We start from the raw sequence: 14,464 nt of genomic DNA, 5'->3' as shown, positions 1-14,464 counted from the left end.
TTAATGACCATTAACATTGTTGTTATTTGTTACTTTCCCACGGACGCGGTCGTGGTTTGCCGGTGGCCTTGATCGCCGCCGCATCCACTTCCGCCAGCATCGGATTGCGCCGCAGCGTCAGCCCGCCATTGATCTGCAGGTTCTGCCCGGTCATGAAGCACTCATCACTGCTGACCCAGCTGACGGCGGCGGCGATATCCTCGGCGGTACCCAGGCGCCCCAGCGGGTAGCAGGCCTGGTAGACCTCCTTGATCCCCGGAATGGCTGCGGCGGCAGCGGTCATCGGGGTTTCGGTAAAGCCGGGGGAGATGGAGTTGGCGCGGATGCCGCGATGGCCGTATTCATTGGCCAGGCAGCGGATCACATGATCGAAACCCGCCTTGGTGCCCATATAAGCCGCATGATTTTCCAGCATGATGGTGGCGGTAGCCGAGGATATCTGCACCAGTGAGCCGCCTTCGCCCATGTGGGGCAGAACGGCCTGGAAGAACTTGAACGGGCCGGTGAACTGCAGCTGGCACATGCGCTCCAGCTCTTCATCGCTGGTCAGCTCGAACGGCTTGAGCAGCCCCCAGCCGGTGGCATTGACCGCAATATCGATGCCGCCCAGTTGCTCGACACAGGCGTTGGCCAGGCGCTCTACGTCCTGGCGCTGGGTAATATCACAGGTAGCGTAGCCGCCCTGGAGCTCTTCGCTCAGGCGCGCCAACTCATCCTCGTTGCGGCCACTGACGAAGACCCTGGCGCCGTCCCGGGCCAGCCGACGGGCGATGACCTGGCCCATGTTGTCGCGACCGGCTGCGCCGATGATCAGTGCGCGTTTACCTTGCAGATGGCTCATATGCTTACCTTTCTTCTTGTTGTTGGAGAGTGTTCAGACACCCACCACCGACTTGGCGATGATGCTCAGCTGTACCTCGGAGGCGCCGCCAAAGATGGTGAAGGCACGACTGTTGAGGTAATCAGGGATCAGCACCGACATGGTCGAGGACGTGTCGATCTCGCCTGCCCGCCAGCGCAAGCCTTCGTGGCCGAGAATCTCCGCACCGAACTCGGCGATGGTCTGCTTCATGCGGCTGTTGCGCAGCTTGAGAATGGAAGAGACCGGGCCGGGATTCTGGCCGGGTTGCAGGCCGCCCATGATGCGCAGCTCCATCATTTCAAAGCTGTCGATATCGGCGCAGATCTCGCCAAAGCGGCTTACCAGGTGCGGGTTGTTGCGGATATCCTGGCCCTCGGCTGCCAACTGCTCGATGACTTCGCCGATACGCTTGAGCTGCGAGCGCAGCCGGCCACTGAAGATGCCGGCGCCCCGCTCGAACTCGAGCAGATACTTGGCGCAGTCCCAGCCCGCATTCTCCGGGCCAACCCGGTTGGCCTGAGGCACGCGAACGTCGGTGAAGAACACCTCGTTGACATCATGGTCGCCGCCGATGGTGTCGATGCGGCGGACCTCGATACCCGGTGTATTCATGTCGATCAGCAGGAAGCTGATACCTTCCTGACGGCGACCTTCGGTGCTGGTGCGCACCAGGGCGAACATCATGTTGGCGTGATGGGCCTGGGTGGTCCAGATCTTCGAGCCGTTGAGCACGTAGTCGTCAACGTCGGCAACGGCGCGCATTTTCAGCGAGGCCAGGTCCGAGCCGGCGCCCGGTTCGGAGAAACCCTGGCACCAGTAATCTTCACCGGACAGGATGCGCGGCAGGTAATGCTGCTTCTGCTGCTCGGTGCCGAAGCGGATGATCACCGGGCTGACCAGGCGCACGCCCATGGGATGCACCAGCGGGGCGCCGGCCAGGGCGCATTCGCTCTCGAAGATGAAACGCTGGACGGCAGTCCAGTCGGTACCGCCCAGCTCGGTGGGCCACAGCGGCACCAGCCAGCCTCGCTCGTTCAGCTTGCGCTGCCAGGGGCCGCTGATCTCGGGCTCCGGATAGACGCCGCTGGTAAAACGTTGCCCCTGGCGCAGCTCCTCGGTGAGGTTGTCCCGAAGGAAGGCCCGGACTTCTTCACGAAAAGCCTGTTCTTCTGCAGTCAGTGTCAGATTCATCGTGTTGTCCTTGTCATTCTGTGGCCTGAGCCGGCAGGACCTGGCTGCTGCGCCAGGTGCCGGTCTCGAGCATGTGATTGCCGTAGGCTGCGGTGAAGGCGGCGGTGGTGCCGTGCTGCTGATGGAAGGCCAGCAGCTTGCGGAACAGGCTGGCAACCATCAACTCTTCTGAAACACCCATGGCGCCATGCAGCTGGACCGCGGCCTGGGATACCTCGCGGGCGCAGCGGCCCACCTTGGAGCGTGCCAGCGCGGCCATCTGTCTGGCGCAGGTGGGATCGTCCTGGCTGCGCAGGGCCGCCAGTTGGCAGGCCGACAGGCTGTCTTCGCAGGCAACGGCCATTTCCGCCAGCCGGTGTTGCACAACCTGAAAGCTGGACAGCGGCTTGCCGAATTGCTGGCGCTCGCGCACATAGGCGGCGGTCTGTTCCAGCGCGGCCTGCATGGCACCGGTGGCCTCCCAGCATTCGGCGATGATGGCCGCGGCGATGACTTCGTCCAGTACCGCCTGGTTGCTGGCCGGTTCCCCCAGCAGCGCATCATCGACGACCCGCACCTGATTCAGGTTCAGATCCGCCGCGTGGGCACTGTCCAGGGTGCGCTGGGTGGTCAGCGTCAGGCCGGGGGTATCGGGCTCGAGCAGGAACAGGCCACAGCTGCCATCTTCCAGCTCGGCACTGACAATCAGCGCATCGGCGCCGGGCGCACCGGCTACCAGCACCTTCTGCCCGGTCAGCACGTAGCCACCGGCGTCACGGGCTGCCCGCGTGGTGCGAGCCCCCCAGGGGTTGGATTCGAAGCGTTCTTCGTGGGCCAGTACCAGACGCTTCTCGCCGGCAACCAGCGCCGGCAGCCACTGGGCCTGCTGCGCCGCGTTGGCGGTCTGCTGCAGCAGGCGCGTGGCCCGCAGCACGCACGCCAGGTAGGGCTCCACCACCAGATGCTGGCCGAAGGCACGCATCAGCAGGCCGGCCTCCACCGGACCGCCACCGATACCACCGTCTTCTTCGGCGACCGGCAGGCCGAGCCAGCCCATATCGGCGAAGTTCTGCCAGACGGTGGCGTTGATGCCGTTCGGCGCGGCCAGGCTATTGGCCCGCGCGATGAAGTCGTATTCATGCTTGAGGTAATCGAGAACGCTGCTCTCGATCATGTCCTGCAAATCGGTAGGGGCAAGCAACATGATGATTCTCCCTGTCAGCCAGTGGTCTTGCTGAGCAGCAGTGCATCGACCGCTGCGGCGCCTTCACCGACGGCCTTGACCTGCAGCGGGTTCACTTCGATTTCATCGGCCGCGCTGCCCAGGCGGGCAGAAGCGGCGGACACGGCGGCAATTGCCTTGCAGGCGGCATCCACATCTGCCTTTGGTCGACCGCGGAAGCCGTCCAGCAGCGGGAAAGCCTTGAGCTCGCCGAGCATGTCCCGGGCAAAGGACTCATCCACCGGCAGCAGGCGATGGCTGACGTCGCGATAGAGCTCGGTGAGCACACCACCGAGACCGACGGTCAGCGCCGGGCCGAATACGTCGTCATGGGTGACCCCGACGATCAGTTCGGCAATGCCGGCTGACATCTTCTGGACCAACACCCCGTCGAGCTTCGCCTGGGGATCGTAGCGACCGGCGGACTCCATGATCTCGGCGAAGGCGCTGCGCACCTCATCATCGTTCTGCAGTCGCAGCTTGACGCCGCCGGCTTCGGTCTTGTGGGCAATGTCGGCACTGAGAATCTTCAACACCACCGGGTAGCCAATGGCCTGGGCCGCGGTGACGGCTTCCTCGGCGCTGGCAGCAGGTTGTTCAGCCACCGCCGGTACGCCGAAGCGACCCAGCAGCTGTTTGGTCTGGTACTCGTTGAGCCGCTCCAGTTGGTGGGACTCGACCGCCACCGAGGTCTGCCGCAGTGCCGCCCAGCGGGCTACCTGCTCGCGACCGGCCAGCCAGTGGCAGAACGGGGAAAGCGCCTGCACCGCACGGCCGATATCGGTGAATACCGGTACACCACCGGCTGCCAGCTTGTCACGGCAGGTGGCCTTGCCGGTATCGATGGCCACGAACAGGCGGGGGTACCTGGCGCAGATCTCCAGCAGCGGATCAGCCATGCGATCCAGCAGCGAGCCGGAGGCGTAGACCACCACGGTATCGATGGAGTCGGTTTCCGCCAGGGCTTCGAACACCGAGCGTACGAAATCCGGGTTATTGACGATGTTGCCGGTCACATCGATGGGGTTGGACACCATGCCATAGTCGGGGATACCGTTGCGCAGGGTCTGCTGCACATCATCGGGCAGGGTAGGAACATCCAGGCCGGCTCCAATGAACTTGTCGGCCAGGATGGCGCCCAGGGCACCGGAGAGCGTCATGATCGCTACCCGCTTGCCACCCGCACGATGGCGGAAACCGCTGAGCATGGCGAGGTCGGCCATCTGCGCGAAGTCGTTGCTTTGGATCACGTTCAATTGCTTCAGGCCGGCCTTGTACAGCGCCTGGTTACCGGCGAGGGCCGAGGTGTGCGAGCGCACGGCTTCCGAACCCTTCTCGGTGTCGCCGACCTTGTAGAGGATCAGCGGCTTGTCCGCTTCGGCGAATTGCAGCGCCACATCAATGAAGCGCTCGCCGTTGCGCAGTTGTTCCACATAGCCCACCACGCAATCGGTGTTCTGGTCCTGGGCGAGGAACTCCAGATACTCGGAGTATTCGACACAGGCTTCGTTGCCGGTATTGATGAAGTGGCTGACCGGAATCCCCTGTTCGCGCAGCAGGGCGAATACGGCGGAGCAGACGTTGCCGCTCTGGGTGACCAGGCTGACACGGCCGGGCGTCTGTTGCTGCGGCACGGCGCGAAATACCGAGGCGAAAGCGGTATACAGGTTCAGGTTGAGGTTGGCGAAGCCCATGCAGTTGGGGCCGGCGACCACCATGCCGCTTTCGGCGACAAAGGCTTCCATCTCGGCCTGCAGCTTTTCACCATCCCCGCCCATTTCGGCAAAGCCCGCCGCATAGACGATGGCAGCTTTAACCCCTTTGGCGTGGCAACGGCGCAACATGCCGGTGACATCCTGGGCGCCGATGGCCAGGACGGCCAGCTCCGGTGCTGCCGGCACGGATTCGATATCCGGATAGCAGGGGAAGCCGAAGACCTCGTCATACTTGGGGTTGACCGGATATACCTGGCCGGCATAACCGAAATGCCGGAGCAGATCCAGGGGCATGCCGCCGATCCGGGCCGGGTTATTGCTGGCACCGACAAGTGCGACCGAAGAAGGACTGAGCAGAGCAGACAAACGATGCGACATGCATGAACCTCATTGTTATTCTGGCTGGGCGTGGTACGACTACAAATAAAACAGTCCATACCGCTTTTTTAATATAGTGACCAGAATTTCCGGAGCTTGCAACAAGTCGCTGGAAAAATTCTCATATCTTCCGCAGTGTGGAAGAATGGTGAGGGTGCAGCGCAACCATACTGGTGCGTTGGGCAGGAGGGGTTGTAAAATAGAGTCCGTGTTGACGGTTATTGCACGCTCATGATTAGCTCGCAAGATAAATCTGTATCGGGAGAAAAAGAATGACAAGAACAGTATTCGTGGTCGGCGCGGCGCGTACGGCGATAGGAACCTTTGGTGGCACCCTCAAGGATACGGCGCTCAGCAGCCTGGCCACCATTGCGGTAAAAGCCGCGTTGGAGCGCTCCGGTGTAGCGCCGGACCAGATCGGCCATGTGGTCATGGGCAACGTCATTCCGACCGAACCCAAGGACGCCTATCTCAGCCGCGTCGCCGCCATGGATGCGGGCATTCCCAAGGAAACGCCGGCCTTCAATGTCAACCGTCTGTGTGGCTCCGGTTTGCAGGCCGTGGTGTCAGCGGCCCAGAGCATCATGCTCGGCGATGCCGAGGTGGCAGTGGGTGGCGGTGCGGAAAGCATGAGCCGCGGGCCTTATATCCTGCCGGCCATGCGCTGGGGTGGCCGTCTGGGCGACGCCGCAGCCCTCGATTACATGAATGGCATCCTGCACGACCCTTGGAAGCGCATGCATATGGGCGTTACCGCGGAAAACGTGGCCAGCCGTTATGGCATCTCGCGCCAGGCCCAGGACGAGCTGGCGGCCGAAAGCCAGCGCCGCGCCGCCAATGCCATTGAACAGGGGTATTTTTCCTCCCAGATCGTGCCGGTAGAGATCAAGTCGCGTAAAGGCACCCAGTTGTTCCAGGTCGATGAGCATGTCCGTGCCGGCGTTACCGCTGAGCAACTGGCCGGCATGCGCCCGGTATTCCAAGCTGAGAACGGTACGGTCACTCCTGGCAATGCCTCCGGCCTGAATGATGGCGCTGCCGCTCTGATGCTGGCATCGGAGCAAGCAGTGAAGGAGCTGCAGTTGACGCCGATGGCGCGGCTGGTGGGCTATGCCCATGCTGGCGTGGACCCGGACTATATGGGCATCGGCCCGGTACCGGCGGTGCGTCAGGTACTGCAGCGCACTGGTCTGAGTCTGCAAGACATCGATGTCATCGAAGCCAATGAAGCCTTCGCCGCCCAGGCCTGCGCCGTGCTCCAGGAGCTGGATCTTGACCCGGCCAAAGTGAACCCCAACGGCTCCGGCATCTCCCTCGGTCATCCGGTGGGCGCAACCGGCGCGATCATCAGCGTCAAGGCCATCCATGAGCTGCAGCGTACCGGTGGTCGCTACGCGCTGGTCACCATGTGCATCGGGGGCGGTCAGGGTATCGCCGCCATCTTCGAACGAGTCTGATCAACGTCTTACAGGAACCGAGAACAATGACAATTCAGCAAGTGGGAGTAATTGGCGCCGGCACCATGGGTAACGGCATTGCCCAGGTCTGCGCCGCAGCCGGTCTGTCGGTGACTCTAGTGGATATTTCCGCCGAGGCGCTGGACCGCGCCATGGGCACCATGGCCAGCAGCCTGGACCGTCTGGTGCGCAAGGACCAGCTGTCGGAAAGCCAGAAGGAAGAGACCCTGGCGCGGGTGCGTACCTCTACCGCGATGGCAGATCTGGCCAATGCCGACCTGGTGATCGAGGCGGCCACCGAAGTGCTGCAGATCAAGGAAGCCATCATTCGTCAGGTAGATGAAGTGGTTCGGCCGGACGCCATCATCGCCACCAATACCTCGTCGATTTCCATCACCCGGATCGCCAGCGTCAGCAGCCGCCCCGAGCGCTGCATCGGCATGCATTTCTTCAATCCAGTGCCAGTGATGCTGCTGGTGGAACTGATCGCAGGGCTGCAGACCTCCGAAGAGACGCACGCGGCGGCGAGCGAGTTTGTCAGCCGCATCAACAAGACCGCGGTCAGCGTGCGCAACAGTCCCGGCTTTGCGGTCAACCGCATTCTGGTGCCGATGATCAACGAAGCCATCTTCGTGCTGCAGGAAGGCATCGCCAGTGCCGAGGACATTGACCTGGGCATGCGCCTGGGCTGCGCCCATCCGATCGGCCCGTTGGCGCTGGCGGATCTGATCGGCCTGGATACCCTGCTGCAGGTGATGGAGGTGTTCTACACCGGCTTTGGCGACAGCAAGTATCGACCGGCACCGCTGCTGCGGGAAATGGTCGAAGCGGGCTATCTGGGCAGAAAGGCGGGACGTGGTTTTTACCCCTATTCTGGCTAATACTGTGTAGCGAACTGACAGCGATCCGAGGATAAACGCGATGCTAAGAAAGTGGGCAGTGGGATTCGTGCTTCTATGGGCGGGGGTGGTAGTCGGGGCGGCGCAGGCGCAGACCGAGGAGGAAGGCGCGCAAGCCCGTGCCCTGCTCACCGAAGCCGTCGACTATTACAAGGAAAACGGTGACAAGGCGCTGGCCGTGTTCAGCCGGCAGGGGCCCTTCGTCAAGGACGACCTCTATGTCTTCGCGATCAACACCAACGGCATCATGCTGGCCAGCGGCGGGCCGTCGGTGATGCTGATCGGGCGGGACATCATGAATACCATCGATGACGAGCTCAAACCCAAGTTCGAGCAGGCACTGAGCCAGCCGGAGAGTGGTGAGATCCTGGAAGCGGATTACCCATGGGGCAACTGGAATACCGGTGGCCGCAAGATCACCAAGCATGTGTACTTCCAGCGGGTCGGCGACACCGTTCTGGCGGTGGGCTATTACCAGCCGCGGGCCAGTTCCGAGCAGGCGCTGCAACTGCTGGAGACTGCCGCCGAGGCGGTGAACAGCAATCCGCGGGACACCTTCAATGCTATCAACGCACTGGACCAGCGTTTCTACAAGGACGATCTCTACGTGTTCGTTGTGGAGCTGGACAGCCAGCGCTTCGTCGCCCATGGCTCCAACCTGCGGCTGGTCGGTCGGGACTTCGGCTCGCTGGCGGATCGGGTCGGCAAGCCCTTTGGCCAGGAAGCACTGGACCAGCTTGCGGCCAATGAAACAGCTGAGTTCGATTACCAGTGGAAGCATCCCATCACCGGGGATACCGAGCACAAGCACGCTTACGCGCGCAAGGTCGGCAACTATCTGGTGGCGGTGGGTTACTACCAGCCCAATAACGGCAACGGCGAAAAAGCCAGCGCCGAGTAAGTTATTGCTCCAGCTCGACCCGGTTGCGGAAGTGATCCAACGCTTCCGGGTTGGCCAGGGCTTCAGTGTTCTTCACCGGCTGGCCGTGCACGATATTGCGCACGGCCAGTTCGACTATCTTGCCGCTGCGGGTGCGCGGAATGTCTTTCACCGCCAGGATACGTGCCGGCACATGGCGTGGCGTTGCGTGTTGGCGGATTGCCGATCTGATCCGCTGTTGCAACCCCTCATCCAGTTCCACGCTGCCGCGTAACAGTACGAACAGCACTACCCGCACATCGTCCTGCCATTGCTGGCCGATGGCGACCGATTCCAGCACCTCCTCGATACGTTCCACCTGCCGGTAGATTTCCGCCGTGCCGATGCGCACGCCGCCCGGGTTGAGCACTGCATCCGAACGGCCATGGATGATCAGCCCGCCATGCTCGGTCTGCTCGGCATAGTCCCCATGCGCCCAGATGCCGGGAAAACGTTCGAAGTAGGCGGCGCGGTAGCGGCTACCGTCGCTGTCGTTCCAGAACCCCAACGGCATGGACGGAAAATGCCGGGTACAGACCAGCTCGCCTTTCTCTCCGACTACCCGCTGGCCGGCCTCGTTCCATACCTCCACGGCCATGCCCAGGCCCGGGCCCTGCAATTCGCCACGCCAGACTGGCAGCAGTGGGTTGCCGAGGGCGAAGCAGGAGACGATATCGGTACCGCCGGAGATGGAGGACAGGCGCAGATCGCTTTTGATGTCGCGATAGACATAGTCGAAGCCCTCCGGGGATAGCGGCGAGCCGGTGGAGAGAATGCTGCGCAGACTGCCCAGGCGGTGGCTGCATGCCGGTTGTATGCCGGCCTTTTCCAGGGCAGCGAGATACCGGGCGCTGACACCGAAGACATTGATACCCTCGGCGTCGATCAGGTCGACCAGCCGGGATTCATGCGGATGAAACGGCGAGCCATCATAAAGCACCAGTGTGGCGCCGACCGCCAGGCCGGAGGCCAGCCAGTTCCACATCATCCAGCCGCAGGTGGTGTAGTAGAACAGCCGGTCACTGGTTTGCAGGTCGGTATGCAGGCCAAGCTCCTTGAGGTGCTGCAACAGGACACCGCCGCTGCGGTGGACAATGCATTTGGGCGCACCGGTGGTGCCGCTGGAATACAGGATATACAAGGGGTGATCGAAGGGCAGGGCGCGGAACTGCGGTGCGCCGCCGGGCTGATAGAACTCCGCCCAATGCTGAACCGTCTGGATACAGTCGGGATGCGGTCCCTGAGTCCCGGCTGGGCCCGGCACGAGGATCAGTTGCTCGACCGTAGGTAGTTGGCGCAGCACTTCGGTGAGCCGGTCGGTCAGATCGTTGGACTTGCCGGCATAGTGATAACCGCTGCAGGCGATCAATACCTTGGGTTCGATCTGGCCAAAACGGTCAATAACACCCTGCGCGCCGAAGTCCGGCGAGCAGGATGACCACACCGCACCCAGGCTGGTGGTGGCAAGCATGGCGACTATCGCTTGCCACCCGTTGGGCAGGATGGCGGCAACACGGTCGCCGGGCATGATGCCGGCAGCTACCAGGCTGCGCTGCAAGCCAGCCACATGGGCATTCAGTTCGGCAAAACTCAGTTGCTCGCGCACGCCAGCTTCGCTGATGCTGATCAATGCCGGCTGGTCATCCTTGCGTCGTAACAAATGGGCCGCATAATTCAGTGTGGCACCGCGAAACCAGCATGCATCCGGCATGGCAGGGCCTTCCTCAAGCACCTGCTGGGCGGGGGTGTGGAACTCGACCGCAAAGAAATCCGCCAACGCCTGCCAGAAGTCGGCGCGCTCATGAATGCTCCAATCATGCAGCTCGTCATAGCCCGCCAGATGCAGCCCGCAGCGCTGATTCACCTGGATGCGGAAGGCTTCCATGCGGCTCCGAACGACGGCATCTCTGGTCGGTGACCATAGCGGTTGTGGCATGGCCATTTCTCCTTATTCCTGTTCGTGGGCCAGCAGGGCACGGGCTACCTTGGAGCCGTTGGGGCGGCCTAACACATCACAAATGCGCTGGCCGGCCGCAACCAGTCGTTGCAAATCGACACCAGTGTCGATACCCATGCCCTGCAGCATGTACAGCACATCCTCACTGGCGACATTACCGCTGGCGCCAGGGGCATAGGGGCAACCACCGAGCCCAGCGACCGAGCTGTCGAATACGCTGACGCCTTCCAGCAAGGCGGCGTAGATGTTGCTCAATGCCTGCCCGTAGGTGTCATGGAAATGCCCCGCCAGCTGCCCCGGGGGCACCTGTGCGGCGACCCGGTCGATCAGTCGGCTGGTGGCGCTGGCCACTCCCACGCCGATGGTGTCACCGAGGGATACTTCATAACAGCCCATGGCGATCAGCTCGGCGGCGATGCTGGCGACCTGGCTCGGAGCGACGGCGCCGTCATACGGGCAACCCAGCACACAGGAAATGTAGCCGCGTACACGGATGTCCTGGCGCTCGGCTGCAGCCATGACCGGTGCGAAGCGCTGCAGGCTCTCGCTGATCGAGCAGTTGATGTTGCGTTGGGAGAAACCTTCCGAAGCGGCGGCGAATACCGCCACTTCCGTCACGCCGGCGCCGATAGCTGCCTGCAGACCCTGCAGATTGGGTACCAGCGCGGTGTAACGCACGCCAGGACTATGCATGATGCCGGCGAACACCGCTGCGGAATCAGCCATCTGTGGCACCCACTTCGGCGAGACGAAGCTGCCGGTCTCGATATGGCTGACGCCGGCCTCCGTCAGATCGTTCACCAGCCGGACGCGATCCGTCACGCTGATCGGGTGGCGCTCATTCTGCAGTCCGTCCCGCGGGCCGACTTCAACCAGGCGTACGTGGTGGGGTAGGGGCATCGTTATCTCCGGCAGCCAAGCATGTCGAAGAGTATAGCGGCGCCCGGCGGTCCGGGCGGCTATTGAAAGTGTGCGGTTATCGAACATCACATCTGTTGGTCAGCAGGTGGATCTCCTATGCTGCGCTCGTCCAGTGATGGCGGGTCTAGGCCGATACCTGGCTTGCCGACTCGCCAACAACAACAAAAGAGAACTGATGCCATGCAAACAATAGATGTTCATGAGGTCATAGACGGCGCCCGCTTCAACCGCTTCCATTGGTTGATTATGGGATTGTGCGCACTGCTGCTGATCTTCGATGGTTATGACTTGTTTATCTACGGTGTGGTGTTGCCCGTGATCATGGAAGAGTGGGGCCTGACTCCGCTGCAAGCCGGCGCACTGGGTAGTTATGCCCTGTTCGGCATGATGTTCGGCGCGCTGCTGTTCGGCACCCTGGCCGATCGTATCGGCCGCAAGAAGGGCATCACCATCTGCTTTCTGCTGTTCAGTGTTGCCACGGTGCTCAACGGCTTCGCCAGTTCACCGACCGAATTCGGTACCTACCGTTTTCTGGCTGGCCTGGGCTGCGGCGGGCTGATGCCCAACGTGGTTGCACTGATGAACGAATATGCCCCGAAGAAGCTGCGCAGCACCCTGGTGGCGCTGATGTTCAGCGGCTATTCCCTCGGCGGTATGTGCTCCGCTGGATTGGGTATTCTGATACTGCCACGCTTCGGCTGGGAGATGATGTTCTTCGCTGCGGTAGTACCGCTGCTGCTGTTGCCGCTGATTCTGCGCTACCTGCCAGAATCGGTTGGTTTTCTGGTCCGCCAGGGACGCAACGACGAGGCCCGGGCCATGCTCAAGCGGGTGCAGCCGGAGCTGGAGTTGGCGCCGGACAGTCCGCTGGTTATGGCGGAAACCTCAGGCAAGAAAAACTCGGTGCTGGATCTCTTTCGCGATGGCCGCCTGGTGGGCACGCTGTCGATCTGGGTTGCCTTCTTCTGCTGCCTGCTGATGGTCTATGCGCTGGGTTCCTGGTTGCCGAAACTGATGGCCAATGCCGGCTACAGCCTGGGCTCCAGCCTGTCCTTCCTGCTAGCACTGAACTTCGGTGGCATGTTCGGAGCGATTCTCGGTGGTTGGCTGGGTGACCGTTTTGATCTGGGCAAGGTGGTGGTGGCGTTCTTTATCGTCGCCGTGGCCTCTATCAGCCTGCTTGGCATCAAGACGCCGATGCCCGTGCTTTACACCCTTATCACCATCGCCGGCGCCACGGTGATTGGCACCCAGATCCTGCTGTATGCCGCTGCCGCGCAATTCTATGGGCTGTCGATCCGTTCCACCGGCCTGGGCTGGGCCTCGGGTATCGGTCGTAACGGCGCCATTGTCGGCCCGCTGCTGGGCGGCGCGCTGCTGGGTATCAACTTGCCGCTGCAGCTGAACTTCATCGCCTTTGCCATCCCGGGCGTCATCGCCGTGCTGGCCATGATGCTGTTCGTGCTGGCCGGCAAACGACAGCGCCTGGCCTCTGCGTCGCTGCTGGCGGCACGGGCCTGAGCAGCCCGGTGGCTGTGGACGGGGGAGGAGACTGATGCAGACGCCAACGGGATTGTCCGACGACACCGCCCGGTCCGTGGATGGTACCCTTGACCGCCCACGGCCTGCTGTCGGCCCGGATTCTGCAACGCGAGGCGATATGAAAGTATTTCTCCAGGACATTTCACTTTCCGCAGTAGTCGCTGGATTCATTGCAACGGTCATTTCCTATGCCGGGCCCCTGGTGATCATCTTCCAGGTGGCCCAGGCGGCGCAGTTGCCCCACGAGATACTGTCATCCTGGGTCTGGGCGATATCCATGGGCAGCGGCGTACTCGGTATTGTGCTCAGCCTGCGCTACAAGGTACCGATCGTCATCGCCTGGAATGCTGCCGGGTCCGCCTTGCTGATCAGTTTGCTGCCGGGCATGAGCATGGGTGAGGCGGTGGGAGCCTATCTGATCAGCAGCGCTGCCATTGTGTTGATCGGGCTTTCCGGCACCTTCGATCGCATCGTCAGCAAGTTGCCGTCGGCGATAGCCGCCGCCATGCTGGCCGGTATCCTGTTCAGCTTCGGCACCGGCCTGTTCGTCTCGCTGCAGGATCAACCGGTGTTGGTGCTGGCCATGTTCATCACTTACCTGCTGGGCAAGCGCCTGGCGCCGCGCTATGCAGTACTGGCGGTGCTGGTGGTGGGAGTGAGTATTGCCATGGCGCTGGGCGAACTGCAGAGCGAGGCGCTAGTGGTCGGGCTGGCCGTACCGGTCTGGATCAGCCCGGAATTCAGCTGGCAGGTGACGCTCAACGTGGCACTGCCGCTGCTGATGCTGGCACTGACGGGGCAGTTTGTACCGGGGGTGGCAGTGCTGCGCAACGATGGCTATGACACGCCGGCCAGTCCATTGCTCAGCAGCACCGGCCTGGGTTCGTTGTTGCTGGCGCCATTCGGCAGTCACGGCCTGACGCTGGCGGCCATCACCGCCGCCATCTGCACCGGCAGGGAAGCCCATGAAGATCCGGCCAAACGCTATATCGCCGGGGTTTCAGGCGGTGTCGTCTATCTGGTCCTGGGGTTGTTTGGTGCGACGCTGGTATCGATCTTCACGGCGTTTCCCGCCGCGCTGATTGCGGCGCTGGCCGGTTTGGCGCTATTGGCAGCGATTGCCAGCTCACTACAGGGGGCGATGGCGGTGCCGCAGGATCGGGAAGCGGCGCTGATCACCTTTCTGGTAACGGCGTCGGGCATGTCCTTTCTTGGCCTGTCCGCTGCTTTCTGGGGGCTGATCTTCGGTGTCGCTGCGCACTTGTTGCTAGGTTTGCGCAAACCTGCCGCATCACCGCAGCCTCAACCATCGACTCTGGAGTCCGGGCAGTAAACCAGCCGCTAAATATCTGAATCTGACACTGCACTCCGGGAGGCAATGCGCCCCCGGATGGGCAACCTGTACCTGAAAAACAACAAAAA

At 62.3% G+C, this 14,464-nt stretch carries 11 protein-coding genes; 5 read left to right on the top strand and 6 right to left on the bottom strand.

The annotated features are described in order from the left end of the window. Positions 1-22: 22 nt before the first annotated feature. From DHB74_RS09715 to DHB74_RS09700, 4 genes are read right to left on the bottom strand one after another with little or no spacing between them, the layout of a single operon-like run. Positions 23-841 (bottom strand): SDR family NAD(P)-dependent oxidoreductase, encoded by an 819-nt coding sequence (locus tag DHB74_RS09715; RefSeq protein WP_499161306.1) that lies wholly within the window; start codon positions 839-841, stop codon positions 23-25. Positions 842-874: 33 nt separating this feature from the next. Further along, positions 875-2,053 (bottom strand): acyl-CoA dehydrogenase family protein, encoded by a 1,179-nt coding sequence (locus DHB74_RS09710; RefSeq protein WP_499161305.1) that lies wholly within the window; start codon positions 2,051-2,053, stop codon positions 875-877. A 13-nt stretch (positions 2,054-2,066) separates the two neighbouring features. Continuing rightward, on the bottom strand, positions 2,067-3,236 hold the full coding sequence (locus tag DHB74_RS09705; protein WP_499161304.1) for an acyl-CoA dehydrogenase family protein: 1,170 nt from the start codon (positions 3,234-3,236) through the stop codon (positions 2,067-2,069). 14 nt (positions 3,237-3,250) lie between these two features. Further along, complete coding sequence (locus DHB74_RS09700) at positions 3,251-5,347, bottom strand: acetate--CoA ligase family protein (RefSeq protein WP_499161303.1); 2,097 nt, start codon at positions 5,345-5,347, stop codon at positions 3,251-3,253. 272 nt (positions 5,348-5,619) lie between these two features. Between DHB74_RS09700 and DHB74_RS09695 the strand changes: the two genes are divergently transcribed. Genes DHB74_RS09695 through DHB74_RS09685 form a run of 3 tightly spaced genes read left to right on the top strand, consistent with a single transcriptional unit; the run spans position 5,620 to position 8,604 of the window. After that, entirely contained in the window at positions 5,620-6,804 is a 1,185-nt protein-coding gene (locus DHB74_RS09695; RefSeq protein ID WP_499161302.1) for an acetyl-CoA C-acyltransferase family protein, read from the top strand. 26 nt (positions 6,805-6,830) lie between these two features. Continuing rightward, positions 6,831-7,685: a 3-hydroxybutyryl-CoA dehydrogenase gene (locus DHB74_RS09690; protein WP_499161301.1), complete on the top strand. Its 855-nt coding sequence runs from the start codon at positions 6,831-6,833 to the stop codon at positions 7,683-7,685. A 40-nt stretch (positions 7,686-7,725) separates the two neighbouring features. After that, entirely contained in the window at positions 7,726-8,604 is an 879-nt protein-coding gene (locus DHB74_RS09685) for a cache domain-containing protein (protein WP_499161300.1), read from the top strand. Position 8,605: 1 nt separating this feature from the next. On the opposite strand, the gene DHB74_RS09680 is transcribed toward DHB74_RS09685, so the two are convergent. Together DHB74_RS09680 and DHB74_RS09675 are read right to left on the bottom strand one after the other, a co-directional pair. Then, positions 8,606-10,558: an acetoacetate--CoA ligase gene (locus DHB74_RS09680; protein WP_499161299.1), complete on the bottom strand. Its 1,953-nt coding sequence runs from the start codon at positions 10,556-10,558 to the stop codon at positions 8,606-8,608. Between the two features lie 12 nt (positions 10,559-10,570). Next, complete coding sequence (locus DHB74_RS09675; protein ID WP_074780805.1) at positions 10,571-11,479, bottom strand: hydroxymethylglutaryl-CoA lyase; 909 nt, start codon at positions 11,477-11,479, stop codon at positions 10,571-10,573. A gap of 201 nt (positions 11,480-11,680) precedes the next feature. Between DHB74_RS09675 and DHB74_RS09670 the strand changes: the two genes are divergently transcribed. Next, a complete protein-coding gene (locus tag DHB74_RS09670; protein WP_074780802.1) occupies positions 11,681-13,021 on the top strand; it encodes an MFS transporter in 1,341 nt (446 codons plus the stop codon). 139 nt (positions 13,022-13,160) lie between these two features. Then, complete coding sequence (locus DHB74_RS09665) at positions 13,161-14,375, top strand: benzoate/H(+) symporter BenE family transporter (RefSeq protein WP_036990761.1); 1,215 nt, start codon at positions 13,161-13,163, stop codon at positions 14,373-14,375. Positions 14,376-14,464: the final 89 nt, after the last annotated feature.

It is taken from the genome of Pseudomonas sp. G11-1 (genome assembly GCF_024031555.1).
In the GTDB taxonomy this organism is placed as follows: Bacteria; Pseudomonadota; Gammaproteobacteria; order Pseudomonadales; family Pseudomonadaceae; genus Halopseudomonas; species Halopseudomonas bauzanensis.
This window is presented reverse-complemented; position numbering and strand designations above follow the sequence as displayed.

Coding starts and splice junctions, on each gene's coding strand:
- DHB74_RS09715 (WP_499161306.1), bottom strand. CDS start 841: ATGAGCCATCTGCAAGGTAAACGCGCACTGATCATCGGCGCAGCCGGT.
- DHB74_RS09710 (WP_499161305.1), bottom strand. CDS start 2,053: ATGAATCTGACACTGACTGCAGAAGAACAGGCTTTTCGTGAAGAAGTC.
- DHB74_RS09705 (WP_499161304.1), bottom strand. CDS start 3,236: ATGTTGCTTGCCCCTACCGATTTGCAGGACATGATCGAGAGCAGCGTT.
- DHB74_RS09700 (WP_499161303.1), bottom strand. CDS start 5,347: ATGTCGCATCGTTTGTCTGCTCTGCTCAGTCCTTCTTCGGTCGCACTT.
- DHB74_RS09695 (WP_499161302.1), top strand. CDS start 5,620: ATGACAAGAACAGTATTCGTGGTCGGCGCGGCGCGTACGGCGATAGGA.
- DHB74_RS09690 (WP_499161301.1), top strand. CDS start 6,831: ATGACAATTCAGCAAGTGGGAGTAATTGGCGCCGGCACCATGGGTAAC.
- DHB74_RS09685 (WP_499161300.1), top strand. CDS start 7,726: ATGCTAAGAAAGTGGGCAGTGGGATTCGTGCTTCTATGGGCGGGGGTG.
- DHB74_RS09680 (WP_499161299.1), bottom strand. CDS start 10,558: ATGCCACAACCGCTATGGTCACCGACCAGAGATGCCGTCGTTCGGAGC.
- DHB74_RS09675 (WP_074780805.1), bottom strand. CDS start 11,479: ATGCCCCTACCCCACCACGTACGCCTGGTTGAAGTCGGCCCGCGGGAC.
- DHB74_RS09670 (WP_074780802.1), top strand. CDS start 11,681: ATGCAAACAATAGATGTTCATGAGGTCATAGACGGCGCCCGCTTCAAC.
- DHB74_RS09665 (WP_036990761.1), top strand. CDS start 13,161: ATGAAAGTATTTCTCCAGGACATTTCACTTTCCGCAGTAGTCGCTGGA.